Source organism: Cognatiluteimonas weifangensis, from assembly GCF_003416885.1.
In the GTDB taxonomy this organism is placed as follows: domain Bacteria; phylum Pseudomonadota; class Gammaproteobacteria; order Xanthomonadales; family Xanthomonadaceae; genus Cognatiluteimonas; species Cognatiluteimonas weifangensis.
In genome coordinates, this window is the sequence record NZ_QVPD01000010.1 from 1 (window position 1) to 19789 (window position 19789).

A 19789-nucleotide genomic window follows, 5' to 3' on the forward strand; every position below is an offset into this window, starting at 1 on the left:
GTCCGAAGCCGATCTCCCGAAGCCTGGCCTGACTCGAGATCAGGCCAAAGATGAGCTGTGCCCAACTTCAATGACAGGAGGTCGTCAGGATGGCGCAGCACCCCCCAGCCCGCCGGGCGGCGACTCCTGCCGAAGCCGATCCTTCGATGCGCGTTGGGTCGTGTGCGAGCCGGCGGTTCGCAAGACGCACGTGCTCACCCCGCCAGCGGGGAAGCGGGCGGCCAGGAGGAGGGCGCTTGCGCGTCGGCCCGGGTTACTGCAGCAGCGAGCGCAGCATCCAGGCGTTCTTCTCGTGGGTCTGCAGGCGCTGGGTCAGCAGGTCCACGGTGGGGTCGTCGCCGGCGTCGTCGGCACCCTCGAGCACCTTGCGCGCGGTGCGGCACACCGCCTCGTTGCCGACCGTGAGCTGGCGCACCATCTCGCGCCAGTCGGCAGTGTCGGCCAGCCCCGGCTCCTCCGGGATCGAGGACAGGCGGTCGAATTCGGCGTAGGAGCCGGGCGCGTTGTAGCCCAGCGCGCGGATGCGCTCGGCGACCAGGTCCAGCGCGGTCCACTGCTCGGTGTACTGGGTCTCGAACATCAGGTGCAGGGTGTTGAACATCGGCCCGGTGACGTTCCAGTGGAAGTTGTGGGTCTTCAGGTACAGCGTGAAGCTGTCGGCGAGGAAGCGCGACAGACCCTCGGCGATCTGCTTGCGTTGCGCGCCGCTGAGCCCGATGTCGATCGCCGGCGCCGCCGCGGGTGCGGAACTGGATTTCGACGTCGCTGTCTGGGTCCTGGCCATCTGCGTGCTCCTGTTGGGGTCCAGCCAGCACAATAGGCCGGGTGGGCGTCATCGGGAAATGAATAGTTGCGAACGGGTCGATTCATGACTTCTATGGAACAGCGAAGCGGTCCCGCGCTGCGGCAAGCCCGGCGTGCGCTCGACGACGCGCTCAGCCGCGACCGCGGCCGCCTGCTGGGACTGTGGTCGCGCTGGAACGCGCGGCCGGCCGATACCGCGGCGCAGGCGGCGTTCGCACAGGCGTTGCAAGCCTCGGTTGCGCAGCGCCAGGCGCGGGCCGCGGCCCTGCCGCAGGCGCCGGTGGATCCGGCGTTGCCGATCGCTGCCGCCGCCGAGCGCATCGTCGAACTGGTTCGCACCCACCCGGTGGTGGTGGTCGCCGGCGAGACCGGCTCCGGCAAGACCACGCAGTTGCCCAAGCTGTGCCTGGCCGCCGGCCGCGGCGCCGCCGGCATGATCGGCTGTACCCAGCCGCGGCGGATCGCCGCGCGCGCGGTCGCCCGGCGCGTGGCCGAGGAACTGCAGGTGCCGCTGGGCGGCGCGGTCGGCTTCCAGGTGCGCTTCAACGACAACGTCAGCGAGCAGACCGCGGTCAAGTTCATGACCGACGGCATCCTGCTGGCCGAGATCCAGTCCGACCGCTGGCTGTCGCAGTACGACACGCTCATCGTCGACGAGGCGCACGAGCGCAGCCTCAACATCGACTTCCTGCTCGGCTACCTGAAACGGCTGCTGCCCCGGCGCCCGGACCTGAAGCTGATCGTGACCTCGGCCACGATCGACACCGCGCGCTTCGCGGCGCATTTCGGCGGTGCGCCGGTGGTGGAGGTCGAGGGCCGCGGCTATCCGGTGGAAATGCGTTACCGCCCGCTGCAGGCCGCAGGGGCGGAGACGTCGTCGGGCCACGGGGCGCGGGACGCGGGCGCGCGGCGGGAACACGACGCCGATTCCGTTTCCGTGCTCGACGGCATCCTCGCCGCCTGCGACGAGATCGCGCGCGAGCGACCCACCGGCGACACCCTGGTTTTTCTGCCGGGCGAGCGCGAGATCCGCGAGGCGCATCAGGCGCTGGAAAAGCGCAAGTACCGCCATACCGAGGTGCTGCCGCTGTACGCGCGGCTGTCGGCCAGGGACCAGGACCGGGTGTTCCATCCCGGTCCGCAGCGGCGCATCGTGCTGGCCACCAACGTGGCGGAAACCTCGCTGACGGTGCCGCGCATCCACTACGTGGTCGATCCCGGCATGGCGCGGGTCAAGCGCTACAGCCCGCGGCAGAAGCTCGACCGCCTGCACATCGAGGCGGTTTCGCAGGCCAGCGCCAACCAGCGCGCCGGCCGCTGCGGGCGGGTCGCGCCGGGGGTGTGCATCCGCCTGTACTCGGAAGCCGACTTCGCCTCGTGGCCGGAATTCACCGATCCGGAAATCCGCCGCGCGGCGCTGGCGGGCGTGATCCTGCGGATGCTGTCGCTGGGGCTGGGCAACATCGAAGGCCGCGTTTCGGCGTCGGCCAGACGCGCAGGTCCGCGTCGGCCAACGGACGATGCGAACGTCATCGAGGATTTCCCGTTCCTGGAGCCGCCCGATCCGCGCGCGATCGCCGACGGCTGGCAGCAGTTGAACGAACTCGGCGCGATCGATGCCGACCGCAAGCTCACCGCGATCGGCCGCACCATGGCGAAGCTGCCGGTGGACGTGAAGCTGGCGCGCATGCTGGTGGCCGCGCAGGCGCACGGCGTGCTGCGCGAGATGCTGGTGATCGCCAGCTTCCTCGGCATCCAGGACCCGCGCGAGCGTCCGCCCGACGCGCGCGCGGCCGCCGATGCCGCGCACGCACAGTTCGCCGATGCCAGGTCGGAATTCGTCGGCATCCTCAAGCTGTGGGACGCCTACCGCGCCGCGTACGAGGACCTGACCCAATCGCAACTGCGCAAATGGGCCGACCGCCACTTCCTCGGCTTCCTGCGCCTGCGCGAGTGGCGGGAACTGCACCGGCAGCTGAAGCTGCAGTGCGAGGCGTTGGGATGGCGGCTGGACGCTTTCGATGATGTCGCCGTCGGCTCGTCGCCGACATCTGCGCAGCGCGGGTCTGCGGACGCGGCGCGGGGCGGCGACGGGGGGAGAGCAAACCGTCAGGGACGCCGGAACCCCGCTTCTGCGGGGATGGCGGCGGCCGATGGCCCGGCGGCCGCCGACACGAAAGCCGCGGCCCGGCGTTACGCGGCCTTGCATCGCGCCCTGATCGCCGGCCTGCCGACCCAGCTCGGCCATCGCGCGCCGGCCGAGCCGGGCAGGAAGGCGGGCGCCTCGTACGACGGACCGCGCGGGCGCAAATTCCAGCTGTTTCCGGGCTCGGCGCTGGCGAAATCGTCCGCCTCGAAAGCGGCGCCGCCGTGGCTGCTGTCGGCGACGCTGCTGGACACCGAGAAGGTCTGGGCGCTGACCAATGCCGCGATCGAGCCGGAGTGGGCGATCGCCGAGTTGCCGCATCTGTTGGCGCGGCGCCATTTCGACCCGCGCTGGTCGCGGGCGCAGGGGCAGGTGCTGGGCAGCGAGCAGATCTCGCTGTTCGGGCTGGTGCTGGCGCCGAAGAAACCGATCCACTACGGCGCGCTGTTCCCGGAAGAGGCGCGGCAACTGTTCATCCGCGACGCACTGCTGACCGGGGAGATCGATACCCGCAGCGCGTTCCTCGCCCGCAACCTGTCCACGCTGGAGCGGGCGCGCGAGGAGGAAGCCAAGCTGCGCCGCGCCGGGCTGGTGGTCGACGAGGACTGGCAGGCGCGCTGGTACCTGGACCGGTTGCCGCCGGACGTGCACAACGTGCAGGCGCTGGACGCGTGGTACGCGAAGCTGCCGCCGGAGAAGAAAAAATCGCTGGAGTGGTCGCGCGAGGACCTGCTGGTCGGCGACGAGAGCGACGCCGCGCGCTTCCCGAAATACCTGGCGCTGGGCGACGCGCGGCTGGCGCTGCACTATCGCTTCGAGCCCGGCGCGCCCGACGACGGCATGACCGTGACGGTGCCGCTGCATTTGCTGGGGGCGCTGGATCCGGCGCGGCTGTCGTGGCTGGCGCCGGGGTTCGTCGCCGACAAGGCGGCGGCACTGATCCGCTCGCTGCCCAAGGCCCTGCGCCGCAATTTCGTGCCGGTGCCGGAGTTCGCCCGCGCCTTCGCCGAGGCCTGGCCGCAGCCCTCGGCCGACAGCCTCGAAGGCGAGCTGGCGCGCTTTCTGCACAAGACCACCGGCGTGGCGCTGGCGGCGACCGAGTTCGACCCCGGCAGCATCGAGCCGCACCTGCACGCCAACCTGCGCCTGCTGGACGCGCCGGAGGCGGGCCGGCCCGGCGCCGGCGGTCGCGACCGGCTGGCCGGTCACGTCCTGGCCAGCCATGTTCTGGCCGAGTCCCACGACCTGGCCGGGCTGCGCGCGCGTTACGGCGCCCGCGCCGCCGCGGCGTTCGCGCGGCACGCGGCCCAGGGCCTGGCGCGCACCGGCCTGACCGCCTTCCCGGAAGCGCCGATCCCGGATTCCGTGGCCGGCGCCGGCGGCGTGCCGGCATACCCGGCCCTGCACGACGACGGCGCCAGCGTGTCGCTGGCGGTGCACGCCGAGCGCGCCGTGGCGCAGGACGCGCATCCGCGCGGGGTGCGCCGGCTGCTGGCGCTGGCGCTGGCCGACAAGATCAAGCAGGCGCGCAAGCAGCTGCCGGTCGCGGCGAAGACCGCGCTGCTGTACGCCGCGATCGAGTCGGCGGCGCCGCGCGCCGGTGGCGGCCAGACCGGCGACCGCCTGCGCACGGACCTGGTCGAGGGCGCCTTCGCCGCGCTGACCGCGCAGGGTCTGGGCGGGATCCGCGATGCCGCGGCGTTCGCGCAGCGCCGCGATGCGGTCGCCAGGGCGCTGTTTGCCGAGGCGATGGCGCGCCTGCAGCAGGCCGAGACGATCCTCGCGCTGGTTGCGGAGGTGCGTGCGAAGCTGGATTCGACCCTGCTCGGCTGGGCCCGCGGCAACCTCGACGACATGCAGGCGCAGCTTGCCGCGCTGGTGGCGCCGGGATTCCTGCGCGAAGTCCCGGCGTCGGCGCTTGCCGAATACCCGCGCTGGCTCAAGGCCCTGGCGGTGCGCGCCGAGCGCGCGCTGCGCGACCCGGCCCGCGACCAGGCGCGGATGCTGGAACTCAAGCCCTTCGTCGATGCGCTCGCCGCCGCTGCCGACCGCGGCGCCGACCCGCAGTGGCAGGCGTTGCGCTGGGACCTGGAGGAGCTGCGGGTGTCGCTGTTCGCGCAGGAGCTCGGCGCCCGCGGCGGAGTCTCGGCGAAGAAGCTGGCTGCGCGCCTGGCGCAGTTGCGCGCCTGAGCCGCGGCGGCCTGTTCGGCGGGCGCGCGGGCGGCTAAGGTGTCCGCATCCCCACTGTCGTCGTGACCACCGTGCCGCCCCCCGAGCACGCCCGATCCCCGGCCTCGCCGGATGCCGTGCTGACGCCCGCGCTGCTGGCGGCGCCGTCCTGCGCGGCGCTGGCGCCAGCGCTGCGCGGGCTGTTGCAGGACGGCATCGCCGGCGGCGCGGTGGCGCTGCGCGACCCGGCGCCGGTGCTGGCCGACACGCTGGCCTCGCTGGCCTTGCTGGAAGCCGACGGCGAAGTGCTGGCGGCGGCGATCCTGCATGTCGCGCCCGCGCTGCGCGAGGCGCTGCAGCCGCGTCTTTCGCGCGAGTTTCCGGTCGTGGCCGCGCTGCTCGACGGCCAGCGCGCCGCCTCCCAGGTCTGGGCCCTGCACGCCGAACGCCACGCCCAGGGCGCCGGCAGCGAAGGCCTGCGGCGGCTGCTGCTGGCGATCGTGCGCGACCTGCGGGTGGTGCCGATCCTGCTGGCGCGGCAGCTGGCGCGGTTGCGCCACGCCGACCGTCTGCCGCCGGAACAGCGCCGCGCGCTGGCGCAGCTCACCCGCGACATCCACGCGCCGCTCGCCAACCGCCTGGGCATCTGGCAGCTGAAGTGGGAGTTGGAGGATCTCGCGTTCCGCCACCTGGAACCGGACACCTACCGCCGCATCGCCCGCCTGCTGGACGAGAAGCGCGGCGACCGCGAGCGCTACATCGAGCAGGTCAAGGCCGAGCTCGGCGCCGCGCTGGTCGCCCACGGCCTGCACGCCGAAGTCGCCGGCCGCCCCAAGCACATCTACAGCATCTGGAAGAAGATGCAGAAGAAGGACGTGCCGATCGGCGAGCTCTACGACCTGCGTGCGGTGCGGGTGCTGGTGGACGACGTCGCCGCCTGCTACGCCGCGCTCGGCGTGGTGCATGCGCTGTGGCTGCCGCTGCCCAGCGAGTTCGACGACTACATCGCCCGCCCCAAGCGCAACGACTACCGTTCGCTGCACACCGCCGTGGTCGGCCCGGAAGGCAAGACCCTGGAGGTGCAGATCCGCACCTTCGAGATGCACGCCCAGTCCGAGCTCGGCGTCGCCGCGCACTGGCGCTACAAGGAGACCGGCAGCAGCGGCACCGGGCGCTCGGCCGCCGGCGATGCCGCGCTCGACCGCAAGATCGAGTGGATGCGGCGGCTGCTGGAGACCCACGTCGATGCCGGTCGCGGCGAGGCCGGGCGCGACGGCGACGCCGCCGGCCTGCTGGGCGAAATCGACAGCGAGCTGGTCGAGGACCGGGTCTACGCGCTGACGCCCAAGGGCGAGGTGGTCGACCTGCCGCTGGGCGCGACGCCGCTGGACTTCGCCTACCACGTGCACACCGAGGTCGGGCACCGCTGCCGCGGCGCCAAGGTCGACGGCCGCATCGTGCCGCTGGACTACAAGCTGCGCAGCGGCGACCGGGTCGAGATCCTGACCGCCAGGAGCGGCGAGCCGCGCCGCGACTGGCTGGTCGTCGCCAACGGTTTCCTCGCCAGCGCGCGCTCTCGCGAGAAGGTGCGCAACTGGTTCCACAAGCTCGACCGCGCGCGCAACGTGCAGGCCGGGCGCGAGTTGCTGGAGCGCGAGCTCAAGCGGGTCGGCCTGCAGCACGCCGACCCGGCGCCGGCGCTGCAGAAGTTCAATGCCGACAGCGTGGAGGACCTGCAGGTGCTGGTCGCGCTGGGCGATGTCGGCCCGCACCAGGTGGTGCGGGTGCTGCTGGAACACGAGCGCGCCAGCGCCGAGCCGTCCGCGACGGAGACGGCCGCAGCGCGCGCACGCGCGGTGCGCAAACCGGCCGCGGCCACGACCTCGGCGGTCACCGTGGTCGGCGTCGGCAACCTGCTGGTGCAGATCGCGCGCTGCTGCCAGCCGCTGCCGGGCGAGGCGATCGCCGGCTACCTCACCCGCGGCCGCGGGGTCAGCGTGCATCGCGGCGATTGCGCCACCTTCCTGCGCCTGGCGGCGGCACAGCCGCAGCGCGTGCTGCCGGTGGAGTGGGGCAGCCGCAACGGCCGCAGCCACGAGGTCGACGTGCTGGTGGATGCGCTCGACCGCAAGTGGTTGCTCAAGGACCTGACCAACCTGATCGCGCAGGAAGACACCCACGTGCTCGACATCCACAGCGAGCACGCGGGCGGGGGGCGGGTGCGGCTGCGGCTGCGGCTGCGGGTGGCCGATTTCGGGCAACTGTCGCGGTTGCTGGGCAAGCTCGACGGCCTGCCGGGAGTGGAGCGGGCGCGCCGCGCCACGCCGTAAGCCGGACGCCGGGCGCCGCCACCGGCGCAGGACCGCGTGCGGGGCGCGTGCCGCGTGCACGCCGCACTGCGGGCGGCATCTCTTATGCTGCCGGCGATGCCCCACGATCGCGTTCCTCCCGAGCCGGCTCCGCGCGGGCACCGTGCGCCGACGCGCGCGCGCCGGCGTGCGCTGCCGCGCTGGCTGCCGCCGGCGCTGCTCGCGCTGGCGGTGGCGCTGGCGTTGCTGCTGGGATTCCGGCGCCCGCTGGCCGACTGGTTGTGGCCGCAGACCCGGGCGCAGGCGCTGCGTGCGCAGGCCGCGCAGGCGCTGGCGCAGGGCCGGTTGAGCGCAGCCGACGGCAGCGGCGCGCGCGAACTCTACGAAGCCGCGTTGGCGATGGAGCCGGACCGCAACGAGGCGCGCGAGGGCCTGACCCGGGTGGCCCAGGCGGCGCTGGCGCGGGCGCGCACCGCCATCGCCGCGGGGCACTTCGACCGCGCCCACCGCGACCTGGCGCTGGCGCAGGCGCTGGCGGCGCCGCAGGCGCAGACCGACGCGGTCGCGAGCGTGCTGCGCCAGCGCGAAGCCGCGCGCGCCGGCATCGCGCAATTGCTACAGCGCGCCGCTGCGGCCCGCGCCGGACAGCGTCTGGATGGCGCCGAGGATGCGGCCCTGCCGCTGTACCAGCGGGTGCTGGCGCTGGAACCCGGGCGCGTGGAAGCGCTGGAAGGACGCGAGGACGCGCTCGCCGACCTGCTGCAGCAGGCGCGGCAGGCGCTCGTGCGCGGCGAGCTCGCCGTGGCGGCGGCGCTGGTCGCCGCCGCGCGCGGTTACGACCCCGGGCACGGCGACCTGCCCGCGGCCGAGGCCGCGCTGGCGCGGACGCTGGAACAGGCGCGCCAGCAGGCCGAGGGCGAACGCCGCCGCGGCCGGCTCGAGCAGGCCGCGGCCGGCTACCGCGCGCTGCTGGCGATCGACGCCAACGACGTCGCCGCGCGCCAGGGGCTGGAGCAGGTCGGCGTGGCCTGGGCGCATCGCGCCGAGCGCCTGGCCGCGGATTTCCGTTTTGCCGCCGCCGCCGCGGCGCTGGAACAGGCGCGGGCACTGGCGCCGCGCGATGCCGCAGTGGCCGCGGCCGCGCGCCATGTCGTGCGCGCGCGGCAGGCCAGCGCGCGGCTCGGCTCGCCCTTGCCGCCGGCCGAGCGCGCGCGGCAGGTGCGGGCGCTGCTGGCCGCCGCCGCCGCGGCCGAGGCGCGCGGCGAGCTGCTGACGCCGCCCGGCGACAGCGCCTACGACAAGCTGCGCGCCGCACGCGCGATCGCGCCCGAGGATGCCGCGGTGCGCCGCGCCTCCGCGCGCCTGCTGCCGGCGGCACGCGCCTGCTTCGAACGCGAACTGCGCGGCAACCGCCTGCGCCGCGCCGGGGCCTGCCTGGATGCGTGGCAGATGCTGGGCGGCAGCGCTGATGTGGCCCCGGCGCGGCGCCGGCTGGCCGCGCGCTGGCTGGCGGTGGGCGAGGAGCGGCTGGCCGCCGGCGAACTGCAACCCGCCGCGTCCGCGCTGGCCGCCGCACGCGCCAGCGATCCCGCGGTCCCGGGACTGGCCGCCTTCGCCGCGCGCCTGCGCGTGGCCTCGGCTGCCGCGCACTGAGCCGCGCGACCGTCCAGCGGCCTTGTTTCCCCGGGTGAGCCTGCATGAACAGGTTCCTCTCCCGAGCGGGAGCCTCTGCGAGAAGCCGGCGGCCCCGCCTGTGCGGGACGCACCGTGAATCCACCTCCGAGCCGCGGAAGTTTTGCGGGGGAAGCCAGCGGCCCGGCCTGTGCGGGCACGCCATGAATCCATCCCTCATGTGCGGAAACATCTGCGGGGAAGCCGGCGGCCCGGCCTGTGCGGGACACGCCGTGAATACGTCCCTGTAGGCTCCTCGGCGGCATCCATGCCGCCGACGGTCCCGCACAGGCCGGGCCACCGGCTTCTGCGCAGTGAGTCGGCGCCTGCAGAAAAAAGCCGCCCGAAACGATGACATCCAACTCCCGAAGTCGCCGTCCGGCGGGCTGGGGGTGCGGAGAGTGGACCATGGATGGTCCACGACCCGACTTAAAGACAGGAGGTCGTCAGGAGGGCGCAGCACCCCCAGCCCGCCGGGCGGCGACTGTGTCCGAAGCCGATCTCACGAACGCAAGCCACCGATGGTCCACGACCCGACTTAAAGACAGGAGGTCGTCAGGAGGGCGCAGCACCCCCAGCCCGCCGGGTGGCGACTCCACGTGGTGGTTTACCCGACTAGTCGGGCCGGTCCCGGAGCAGCAGCCGGCGCACGCTGTCGCGTGCGGCATCCAGCGAGAAATGCCGGGCGACGTTGGTCAGGCCGCCGGCGCTGAGCCGCTGCCACAGCGCCGGGTTCTGGTACAGGCGCACGATCGCCGCGGCGAAGGCCTCCGCATCGTCGGCCACCAGCACGTCGTCGCCGTCGTGCAGGTGCATGCCTTCCACCGCCGCCGCGGTCGCCACCACCGGTTGCCCGTGCGCCATGCTCAGGTTGACCTTGCCCTTGACCCCGGCGCCGTAGCGCAGCGGCGCGAGCGCGATCCGGCAGCCGTCCATGTACGGCGCGATGTCGGGCACATGCCCGTGCACCTCCACGCCGGCGTAGGCGGCCAGGGCCTGGATCGCCGGCGGCGGGTGGCTGCCGATGCAGTGGAAGCGCACCTGCGGCAGCCGTGCGCGCACCAGCGGGAATACCGCCTCGACGAACCAGCGCACCGCATCCACGTTCGGCGGGTGGCGGAAGCCGCCGACGAACACCAGATCGCGGCGCTGCGCGAACGGCTGCCCGGGCCCGGCGACCTGGTGCAGGTTGGACAGCACCTCGACCGTGGCCTGCGGCGCGTCGCGCGCCAGCAGCGCGCGCTCGACCTCGCTGACCACCACGGTGACATCGCTGCGCGCGATCACGTCCAGCTCCAGCGCGCGCGTGCGTTCGGCCGTGCGCAACCGCGCCGGATCGCCGGCGAGTTCGGCGGCGCGGCGCTCGCGCAGGTAGTGCAGGTCGACGCTGTCGAACGCCACCCGCGCCTGCGGCGCGTGCCGGCGCAGCAGCGGCAGGAATTCGCGCGCCACGTAATGGCGGCAGGCCAGCACGCTGTGGAAGCGCGGGCCGTGCTCGCGCAGCCACGCCGGCGCGCGCCGCGCGAACGGCGCATACCAGGCTTCCACGCCCAGTTGCTGCAACGCCTCGGTGTCGCGGCCGCCGTGTTCGCGGTTGGCCGGCAGGAACACCACGTGCGCGCCTTCCTCGCGCAGCAGCCGCATCAGGTTGAGCAGCCGCAGCGAGCCCGAATCGTGGTCCGGCTGCGGGGTCAGCGCGTCGATCACCAGCACCTGGCGCTGGCGGCGGTGCAGCAGCGCGGGCGAGGGCAGGCTGCCGGGCGCGGGCTGCGCCGTGAGTTCGGCGCGCCGGTGCGCGGCGAAGCGCTCGCGGTTGCGGACCTGGCAGGCCTTGGCGCCGCTGCCGGTGTCGGTACCGGCGGTGGCGCCCTCGTCGTGCACCACCCGCGCGGCCGGCTGGTACAGCACGCGGCGGCCGGCGGCGCGCACCGCGAAGGCCAGGTCGGTGTCCTCGTAATAGGCCGGCGCGTAGCGGGCGTCGAAACCGCCGACCTGCGCGAACAGCGCGCGCGGGATCGCCAGCGCCGCGCCGCTGGCGTAGTCGACCTCGCGCAGGTAGCCGTAGCGCGGGTCGTGCGGCGAGTCGAAGCGGCCGTAGTTCCAGCTGCTGCCGTCGGCGAAGACCACGCCGCCGGCCTCCTGCAGGCGTCCGTCCGGATACAGCAGCTGCACGCCTACCAGGCCGGCGTCGGGATGCGCGGCGAAGGTGCCCAGCAGCGCGTCCAGCCAGCCCGGCTGCGGCACGGTGTCGTTGTTGAGGAACACCAGGAACTCGCCGCGGGCGAGCGCGGCGCCGTCGTTGCAGGCGGCGATGAAGCCGCCGTTGGCGGTGCGGCGGTGGTAGCGCAGGCCCGCGACCTGCGGCAGGGTGGTGGCGGTGGCGTCGGTGGAACCGTCATCGACGACGATGATCTCCACCGGCGCCTGCGGCGGATGCGCCGCCAGCGCGCGCAGGCAGGCCAGCGTGTGCGCGCACTGGCCGTAGACCGGGATCACGATGCTGGCGCGCGGGGCCGCCGCCGCGGGCACGGCGAATGGCGCGAACGCGGCGTCCGCGGGGCGGTACAGCGCCGCGGCCGCCGTCGCCGGCCGGCGCCGCAACTGGGCCCGCACCCGCGCCCAGCTCGCGCGCCAGCCGCGGCTGCGCACGCTGGCCGCGCCGCGCCGCAGCAGGCCGAGCGCGCGGTCGAACAGGAACCGCGCATCGGCCAACGACCACGGCATCGACGGAACTCCGGCTGACTGGGGACAGGCGCGCGCCGGGGACGCGGAATCGTCTGCGCTAGACTCCGCGCTTGCCTGGCACGCCGTGCCATTGTCGCATCCGCATGCCTGCCGGCGCAGGCCAGACCGAACCTCCATGCCGCGCATCGACCAAGACGAAGACGACTACGACGACAGCCACGCCCCCGCCGCCGACTGGCGCCGGCGGCTGTTGACCTGGGGGCTGGCGGCGGTGGGGCTGGGGCTCGGGTTCCTGCTGCCCTACAGCCTGTACCTCAACCACCAGGTCGGCGTGCGTTTCGGCCAGCTGCAGTGGCAGTTGCCGACCCGGGTCTACGCGCGGCCGCTGCTGCTGACGCCGGGGCTGGCGCTGGACACGCGCACGCTCAAGACCGAGCTCGACGCCGCCTCCTATCGCGACGACGGCGCCGGCGTGCGCCCCGGCACCTACCGCCACGACGGCGGCCACTGGCGCATCGCCAGCCGCGGCTTCCAGGACGTGGCCGGCATGGTCGGTCCGAGCCGGATCGAGGTCAGCGTTTCCGGCGGGCGCGTGACCGGCCTGCGCGACCTGGCGCGCAAGCGCGCGATCGAGTCGGCGCGGCTGGATCCGGCGCGCATCGCCACCCTGTACGGGCAGAAGCAGGAAGAGCGACGCCTGGTGCGGATCGAGGAGGTGCCGGAGCTGCTGGTCACCGGCCTGCAGGCGGTCGAGGACCGCGACTTCGCCCACCACCACGGCATCGACCTGTCGGGGATGCTGCGCGCGCTGTTCGTGACCGTGCGCTCGGGCGGGCAGACCAAGCAGGGCGCCAGCACCCTGACCCAGCAGCTGGCGCGCAGCGGGCTGCTCGGCATCGGCCAGGAGCAGACCCTGACCCGCAAGTTCAACGAGATCCTGTACGCGCTGCTGATCGAGGCGCGCTACGACAAGCGCACGATCCTGGAGACCTACCTCAACCAGGTCTACCTGGGCCAGCGCGGCGCGCAGGAAATCCGCGGCGTCGCCGCCGGCGCCGAGTACTGGTTCGGCCGCGACCTGCGCGACCTGTCGACCGCGCAGGTCGCGCTGCTGGTGGGCATCATCCGCGGCCCGTCCTGGTACGACCCGCGGCGCAATCCCGAGCGCGCCAAGGGCCGCCGCGACTTCGCCCTGGAGAAGTTCCACGAAACCGGCCTGATCACCGACGCCGAACTGGCGCGGGCCCAGGCCGCGCCGCTGGGCATCACCGACGCCCCCGGCAGCACCGCGGCCAACCGTTTCCCGGCCTATGTCGACCTGGTGCGCCGGCAGCTGGCGCGCGACTATCCCGCCGACGCGCTGCAGGGCGCCGGCCTGAGCGTGATGACGGCGATGTCGCCGGCGGCGCAGGCCTATGCCGAGGGCGCGGTGGCGAAAACGCTGAAGGCGCTGGATTCCAGCAAGCGGCCGCCGCTGCAGGCCGGGCTGGTGCTGACCGACGTCCACGACGGCGAGGTGCGCGCGGTGGTCGGCAGCCGCGATGTCGCCCAGCACGGCTTCAACCGCGCGGTCGAGGCGCAGCGCCCGGTCGGCTCGATCATCAAGCCGTTCGTGTACCTGCTGGCGCTGGCGCAGCCGGGGCGCTGGTCGCTGGCGAGCTTCGTCGACGACAGCCCGGTCACCATCACCCTGGACGACGGCAAGCGCTGGAGCCCGGGCAATTCCGACGGCCGCAGCCACGGCGGCGTGCGCCTGATCGACGCGCTGGCGCACTCGTACAACCAGGCCACGGTGCGCGTGGGGATGCAGGTCCGGCCCGAGCGCATCGCCGACCTGATCCACACCCTGGCCGGGATCCAGGCCAAGCCCAACCCCTCGCTGATCCTCGGCGCACTGGACCAGAGCCCGTACGCGATGGCGCAGCTGTACCAGTTCCTCGCCTCCGACGGCGAGATCCAGCCGTTGCACGCGGTGCGCGGGGTGATCGACCGCGACGGCAAGGTGGTCAACCGCTACGACAAGGCGCCGGCACCGGCGCAGGAAGGCGATGCGATCGCCGCGCGGCTGGTGACCCTGGCGCTGCAGCAGGCGGTGGTCGGCGGCACCGGGCGGCAATTGGTCGCCGACGGCCTGGGCCGGTTCAACGCCGCCGGCAAGACCGGCACCAGCAACGACAGCCGCGACAGCTGGTTCGCCGGCTGGACCGGCGACCACCTCGCCGTGGTCTGGGTCGGCAACGACCAGAACCAGCCGACCGGCCTGTACGGCGCCACCGGCGCGATGCGGGTGTGGTCGGCGCTGTTCGCGCGGCTGCCGAGCGCGCCGCTGCGGGTCGCCGACAAGGGCCTGGACTGGCAGTGGGTGGTGCAGTCCAACAGCACCGACGCCGGGTGTCCCGACGCGCGCCGCTTCGCCTTCGTCGCCGGTTTCGCCCCGGCCTACCAGCCCTGCGTCTGGGCCGAACCCGACCCCTACTACGAGCAGCAGGCAGCGGAAGCGGCGGCAGGCGAGGGCGGCTGGCGCAGCTGGTTCGGCTGGGGCGAGCGCAGCGATCCGGCGCGGCCGCAGCCCGCGCCGGCGCCGCAATCCGCACCGGCTTCTGCGCCCGCGCCGGCGCCGGTGGAAGCGCCGTGACGGTACGCGGTTCCAGCGGGTCGCGCGCGTTCGCCGCCGCTGCGGTATTGCTGCTCGCCGCCTGCGCCACGCCGCCGCTCGCGCTGCCGCCTGCGGCGCTGACGAGCGCATCGCCGGAGGCGATGGTGGCGGCGATCCGCGCCGCCGCCGGCGACGACGACGGCGAGCTTGCGGTGCAGCCGCTGCGCGAGCCGATGGTCGAGGACCTGCGCGAGGACGCGCTGCGGCTGCAGTCGCAGCAGCGTTACGCGGAGGCCGCGGCGGCGCTGGACCAGGCCCTGGCGCTGGTGCCCGGGGACCCGGCGTTGCTGCAGGAGCGCGCCGAGGCGGCACTGCTGCTGCGGCAGTTCGACGCCGCCGAACGCCTGGCGCGGCAGGCGTACGAGCTCGGCGCCCGGGTCGGCCCGCTGTGCCGCCGGCACTGGGCGACGGTGCGGCAGGCGCGGCTGGTCGCCGGCGACGCGGCCGGCGCGCAGGCCGCGCAGGTGCAGGTCGAGGCCTGCAAGGTCGCCGGTCCGAACCGGTTCTGAGCACCCGATGTCCGCACTGACCGACCGCAGCCGCGCCGCGCTGGCGCCGGGCGGCGCCCTGGCCGATACGATCGCCGGGTTCGCGCCGCGTCCGGCGCAGCAGCGCCTGGCCGCGGCGGTCGCACAGACCTTCGAGCAAGGCGACGTGCTGCTGGCCGAGGCCGGCACCGGCACCGGCAAGACCTACGCCTACCTGGTGCCGGCCTTGCTGTCGGGCCTGAAGACCATCGTCTCCACCGGCACCCGCGCGCTGCAGGACCAGCTTTACCACCGCGACCTGCCGCGGGTGCGCGACGCGCTCGGGGTCGGGCTCAAGAGCGCGCTGCTGAAAGGCCGCGCCAACTACCTGTGCCGCTACCGCCTGGAGCAGGCCAAGGGCGAGCGCTTCGCCAGCCGCGAGCAGGCCGCGCAGTTCCAGCGGATCCTCGCCTGGAGCGGGCGCACGCGCATGGGCGACCTGGCCGAACTCGACGGCCTGGCGGACGATTCGCCGCTGTTGCCGCTGGTCACCAGCACCGCCGAAAACTGCCTGGGCAGCGATTGCCCGTTCTGGGCGGAGTGCTTCGTGGTGCAGGCGCGCCAGCGCGCGCAGGCGGCCGACCTGGTGGTGGTCAACCACCACCTGCTGCTGGCGGACCTGGCGCTCAAGCAGGAGGGCTTCGGCGAAATCCTGCCGGGGGCGCAGGCGTTCGTGGTCGACGAGGCGCACCAGCTGCCGGAACTGGCCGCGCAGTTCTTCGGCGAAAGCCTCGGCGCGCGGCCGCTGCTGGAGCTGGCGCGCGACGCGCTGCGCGAATGCAAGGACGTGCCCGGCGCACTCGCGCTGCTGCAGCCGCCGGCGGCGCAACTGGAACATGCCGTCCGCGCGCTGCGCGCGGCGATGGAGATGCTGCCGCTGCGCGGCACCCGGCAGCGGGCGCTGCAGCCGGCGCCGGTAGGCGAGGCGTTCGAGGCGCTGGTCGGGGCGCTGGCGCAACTGGCTGCGGCGCTGGCGCCCTTGCGCGAAGCCTCGCCCGGCCTGGACGCCTGCCACGCGCGGGCGCTGGACGCGGGGGCGCGGCTGGCGCGCTGGCTGGGGGGAACCGGCTCGGAATCGTTTTCCGACGGGGATGCGTCACCGCGCGATGGCACGACGCTGGAGAACGACTCCGACCCCATTGCCTTTTCCGACGACGACGTGCGCTGGTACGAGCTGACGCCGCGCGGCTTCCGCCTGCAGCGCACGCCGCTGGACGTGTCCGCGCCGTTGCGCAGCCATCGCGAGCAGTCGCGCGCGGCCTGGGTGTTCACCTCGGCGACGCTGTCGGTAGCCGGCGATTTCGCCCACTTCGCGGCGCGGCTCGGCCTGCAGGCGCCGCGCACGCTGCTCGAACCCAGTCCCTTCGATTGGGACCGCCAGGCCTTGTGCTATCTGCCGCCGGGGCTGCCGCCGCCGATGTCGCGCGACTACACGGCGTCGCTGCTGGATGCGTTGCGGCCGGTGCTGGAAGCTTCCGGCGGCCGCGCCTTCGTGCTGTTCGCGTCCCATCGCGCGCTGCGCGAGGCGGCGCAGGCGCTGCGCGGATCGCCGTGGCCGCTGTTCGTGCAGGGCGAGGCGCCGCGCGCGCAGTTGCTGCAACGCTTCCGCGATTCGGGCAACGGCGTGCTGCTGGGCACCGCCAGCTTCCGCGAAGGCGTCGACGTGCCCGGCGACGCGCTCACCGTGGTCGCGATCGACAAGCTGCCGTTCGCCGCGCCCGACGATCCGGTGTTCGAGGCGCGGCTGCAGGCGGTGCGCCGCGCCGGCGGCAACCCGTTCCGCGACGAGCAGCTGCCGCAGGCGGTGATCGCGCTCAAGCAGGGCGCCGGGCGCCTGATCCGCACCGAGACCGACCGCGGCGTGCTGGTGCTGTGCGACCCGCGCCTGAGCGGCAAGAACTATGGCCGCGTGTTCCTGGAGTCGCTGCCACCGTTGCCGCGCACCCGCGAGCTGGTCGATGTCGAAGCGTTCTTTGCGGCACAATCGCCGCCGATGACGGGCACCGATCCGCAATGAAGCTGCTGGCATTCGAAACCTCGACCGAGGCCTGCTCGGTGGCGCTGTGGCTGGATGGCGCGGTGCGCGAGCGCTTCGAGCTGGCGCCGCGCCGGCACGCGGAACTGGCCTTGCCGTGGGCGCAGCAGCTGCTGGCCGAGGCCGGCGTGGCGAAGACGCAGCTGGACGCGATCGCGGTCGGCCGCGGCCCCGGCGCGTTCACCGGCGTGCGCCTGGGGGTGGCGATCGCGCAGGGCATCGCGCTGGCGCTCGACCGCCCGGTGGTGCCGGTGTCGACGCTGGCGGCGCTGGCCTGGCCCGCCGCCGGCGAGCGCATTCTCGCCGCGATTGACGCGCGCATGGGCGAGGTCTACCTCGGCGCGTACGTGCGCGAAGCCGACGCTCTGCGCGCGCTGCAGGCCGAGGCGGTGGGCGCGCCCGGCGCGATCCCGCTGCCCGCCGGCGCCGGCTGGCACGGCATCGGTACCGGCTTTGCCGCAGGCGACGGCGCGCTGCCGGCGCGGCTTGGCGCGAGCCTGGCGGCCGTGGCGGCGGACGCGTTGCCGCATGCGGCCGATGTCGCGCGGCTGGCGGCACCGGCGTTCGCGCGCGGCGAGGCGCTGGCGCCCGAGCGGGTCGAACCGGCCTACCTGCGCGACCACGTCGCGCTCACCCTGGCCGAGCAGCAGGCCCGGCGCGCGACGCGCTGAGCGACGCGAGCCCGGCGCCGCCAGCCGGGAATCTCACCGTCTCATCGTTCCCGGCGACGCATTGCGCGGCATGCCGGGCCGTGACCGCCCTCCGATCCACGCCCTCGACCGGCAGCCCTTGATCAGCGATCGACCAGGGTTCCGCCCGGCAGGAACTGCCAGGTGCGCACGACGTTGAGGATGTCCGGGTCCTCAGCCGTTTTCGGCAGCGGCGGATAGGGTTCGGCAAGCTTGGCGATGCGCAGCGCCGCGGCGTCCAGCAGCGGGATGTGGCTGGAGCGGACGATGTCGGCGCGCTCCACCGTGCCGTCGCGGCGGATGCCGACGTTGATCACCACCACGCCGCCGATGTGGCGCCGCCGGGCTTCGTCGGGATAGTTGAGGTTGCCCACGCGCTCGACCCGGTCGACCCAGGCGCGCAGGTAGGCGGCCCAGGCGTACTCGCGGGTGCTGGCGGAGACGAACTTGCGCGTCGGCCGCTTGGCGTAGCGCTGCGAGCGCAGGTGGATCTCCGCCGCCAGCCGCGCCATCGCCATGTCGTGCTCCAGCTTCAGCCGCCCGGGCGGCAGCGGCGTGGCCTGCACCTGCGGCGCGGTCTGCGGCAGCGGCGCGCGGGCGCGGCCGGCGCTGCTGCTGAGGATGCGCGCCTGCGGCGGGGGCTGCGGCGCCGGGCTTTGCGCCCGCAGCTCGTGCGGGGCCAGGCCGGCGTCGACCTTGGGCACCTGGCCGGTCTGGCTGTCGCGCGGGCGGGTGGTCTTGTCGCTCTCGCCGCCGCCCTGGTTGCTGGCCTGGGCGAGGAAGTCGGCCTGCTTCGGGGTCAATGCGGTCCGGGTCTGGGTCAGGATCACGTCCAGCGTCGGCAGCACCGGCGCGGCGTCGCTGACCACGAAGCCGACCCCGAGGATCAGCAGCCCGTGCAGCAGCAGCGACAGCACCAGGGTCGCGCTCAGGCGCTCGCGGTCGCCGATCTGCGGGCGGGGGGCGGCGACGGCGGCCATCAGTGCCGTCCCGGCAGGCCGGGCCACAGGCCGGGCGGGGCCTGCGCGCCGCTGGAAGGGTGCCCGTCGGCCGGCGGAGCCGGGTCCGGGCGAGGGCCGGCCCCGGGCCGCGGACGCCGTACGGCGGACGGCCCGATCACCCGCATCGGGCCTGGATCGCGTCGAACAGCTGCCCGGCGATGTTGAGGCCGAACTGCTTGTCCAGCTCGCGGATGCAGGTCGGGCTGGTGACGTTGACCTCGGTGAGATAGTCGCCGATCACGTCCAGGCCGACGAAGACCATGCCGCGACGCCGCATTTCCGGCCCCACTTGGGCCGCGATCCAGCGGTCGCGCTCGGTCAGCGGGCGGCCTTCGCCGCGGCCGCCGGCGGCCAGGTTGCCGCGGAACTCGTCGCCCTGCGGGATCCGCGCCAGGCAGTAGTCCACCGGCACCCCGTCGACCAGCAGGATGCGCTTGTCGCCGGCGCTGATCTCCGGGATGTAGCGTTGCGCCATGGCCAGGTGGCGGCCGCCCCCGGTCAGGGTCTCGAGGATGACGTTGGTGTTGGGGTCGCCGTGGCGGGCGCGGAAGATCGAGCGCCCGCCCATGCCGTCCAGGGTCTTGAGCACCGCCTCGCCGTGCTCGGCGACGAAGGCCTTGAGCGCGCCGGCATCGCGGCTGACCAGGGTCGGCGGGCAGCATTGCGGGAACTCCAGCGCCGTCAGCTTCTCGTTCATGTCGCGCAGCCCGCGCGGATCGTTGACCACGCAGGCGCCGGCGGCCTGCGCCAGCCCCAGGACCTGGGTGTCGTGGATGTAGTCGGGATCCACCGGCGGGTCGGTGCGCATCAGCACCACCTGGCCCGCGCCCAGGGGGATCCGCGACGCCGAGTCGAGCTCGAACCAGTCGGCGGGGTCGTCGCGGACCGCGAGCGGGGCGACCAGCGCCTCGGCCAGGCCGTCGCGCACCGACAGCCCGCCCGGCACCACGTAGAGCAGCCGATGGCCGCGCCGCTGCGCCTCCAGCAGCATCGCGAAGGTGGAGTCCTTGGCGACCTTGATCGACCCGATCGGGTCCATCACGATGACGACATCCAGCGACATGCGATCGATCCGCGACGGAACCCGGGGAATGGTA

11 protein-coding genes are annotated in these 19789 nt (G+C 74.0%); 7 read left to right on the forward strand and 4 right to left on the reverse strand.

Annotated elements, in window-relative coordinates; genetic code table 11:
- Nucleotides 1–253: 253 nt before the first annotated feature.
- Complete coding sequence (locus tag D0Y53_RS09625; RefSeq protein ID WP_117203091.1) at nucleotides 254–784, reverse strand: Dps family protein; 531 nt, start codon at nucleotides 782–784, stop codon at nucleotides 254–256.
- Nucleotides 785–868: 84 nt separating this feature from the next.
- Between D0Y53_RS09625 and D0Y53_RS09630 the strand changes: the two genes are divergently transcribed.
- From D0Y53_RS09630 to D0Y53_RS09640, 3 genes are all read left to right on the forward strand, one after another.
- The gene (locus D0Y53_RS09630; protein ID WP_117203014.1) at nucleotides 869–5140 is read left to right on the forward strand and encodes a DUF3418 domain-containing protein; all 4272 of its coding nucleotides are present in this window, start codon (nucleotides 869–871) and stop codon (nucleotides 5138–5140) included.
- A 116-nt stretch (nucleotides 5141–5256) separates the two neighbouring features.
- A complete protein-coding gene (locus D0Y53_RS09635) occupies nucleotides 5257–7449 on the forward strand; it encodes a RelA/SpoT family protein (protein WP_117203015.1) in 2193 nt (730 codons plus the stop codon).
- A 96-nt stretch (nucleotides 7450–7545) separates the two neighbouring features.
- Nucleotides 7546–9081: a hypothetical protein gene (locus D0Y53_RS09640; RefSeq protein ID WP_233511737.1), complete on the forward strand. Its 1536-nt coding sequence runs from the start codon at nucleotides 7546–7548 to the stop codon at nucleotides 9079–9081.
- 633 nt (nucleotides 9082–9714) lie between these two features.
- Here the strand turns inward: D0Y53_RS09640 and D0Y53_RS09645 are convergent.
- Nucleotides 9715–11823, reverse strand: coding sequence for a glycosyltransferase (locus D0Y53_RS09645; RefSeq protein WP_117203016.1), 2109 nt, complete (start codon nucleotides 11821–11823; stop codon nucleotides 9715–9717).
- Nucleotides 11824–11959: 136 nt separating this feature from the next.
- On the opposite strand from D0Y53_RS09645, the gene mrcB reads away from it, so the two are divergent.
- Genes mrcB through tsaB form a run of 4 tightly spaced genes read left to right on the forward strand, consistent with a single transcriptional unit; the run spans nucleotide 11960 to nucleotide 17673 of the window.
- Complete coding sequence (mrcB, locus tag D0Y53_RS09650; protein WP_117203017.1) at nucleotides 11960–14419, forward strand: penicillin-binding protein 1B; 2460 nt, start codon at nucleotides 11960–11962, stop codon at nucleotides 14417–14419.
- Nucleotides 14416–14949, forward strand: coding sequence for a hypothetical protein (locus tag D0Y53_RS09655; protein ID WP_117203018.1), 534 nt, complete (start codon nucleotides 14416–14418; stop codon nucleotides 14947–14949). The genes mrcB and D0Y53_RS09655 overlap by 4 nt, the downstream gene beginning before the upstream one ends.
- 7 nt (nucleotides 14950–14956) lie before the next feature.
- Complete coding sequence (gene yoaA, locus D0Y53_RS09660; RefSeq protein WP_117203019.1) at nucleotides 14957–16984, forward strand: DNA repair helicase YoaA; 2028 nt, start codon at nucleotides 14957–14959, stop codon at nucleotides 16982–16984.
- Nucleotides 16981–17673, forward strand: a complete 693-nt coding sequence (gene tsaB, locus D0Y53_RS09665; protein ID WP_117203020.1) for a tRNA (adenosine(37)-N6)-threonylcarbamoyltransferase complex dimerization subunit type 1 TsaB — start codon at nucleotides 16981–16983, stop codon at nucleotides 17671–17673. Before yoaA ends, tsaB begins: the two co-directional genes overlap by 4 nt.
- A 122-nt stretch (nucleotides 17674–17795) precedes the next feature.
- Here the strand turns inward: tsaB and D0Y53_RS09670 are convergent, their stop codons facing one another.
- Nucleotides 17796–18674 (reverse strand): energy transducer TonB, encoded by an 879-nt coding sequence (locus D0Y53_RS09670; protein WP_386724870.1) that lies wholly within the window; start codon nucleotides 18672–18674, stop codon nucleotides 17796–17798.
- Nucleotides 18675–18807: 133 nt separating this feature from the next.
- Nucleotides 18808–19755, reverse strand: coding sequence for a glutathione synthase (gene gshB / locus D0Y53_RS09675; RefSeq protein WP_117203022.1), 948 nt, complete (start codon nucleotides 19753–19755; stop codon nucleotides 18808–18810).
- Nucleotides 19756–19789: the final 34 nt, after the last annotated feature.

Bases quoted from the DNA above. Each gene is read 5' to 3' on its own strand.
- D0Y53_RS09625 (WP_117203091.1), bottom strand. From the start codon at position 784: ATGGCCAGGACCCAGACAGCGACGTCGAAATCCAGTTCCGCACCCGCG.
- D0Y53_RS09630 (WP_117203014.1), top strand. From the start codon at position 869: ATGACTTCTATGGAACAGCGAAGCGGTCCCGCGCTGCGGCAAGCCCGG.
- D0Y53_RS09640 (WP_233511737.1), top strand. From the start codon at position 7,546: ATGCCCCACGATCGCGTTCCTCCCGAGCCGGCTCCGCGCGGGCACCGT.
- D0Y53_RS09645 (WP_117203016.1), bottom strand. From the start codon at position 11,823: ATGCCGTGGTCGTTGGCCGATGCGCGGTTCCTGTTCGACCGCGCGCTC.
- mrcB (WP_117203017.1), top strand. From the start codon at position 11,960: ATGCCGCGCATCGACCAAGACGAAGACGACTACGACGACAGCCACGCC.
- yoaA (WP_117203019.1), top strand. From the start codon at position 14,957: ATGTCCGCACTGACCGACCGCAGCCGCGCCGCGCTGGCGCCGGGCGGC.
- tsaB (WP_117203020.1), top strand. From the start codon at position 16,981: ATGAAGCTGCTGGCATTCGAAACCTCGACCGAGGCCTGCTCGGTGGCG.
- gshB (WP_117203022.1), bottom strand. From the start codon at position 19,755: ATGTCGCTGGATGTCGTCATCGTGATGGACCCGATCGGGTCGATCAAG.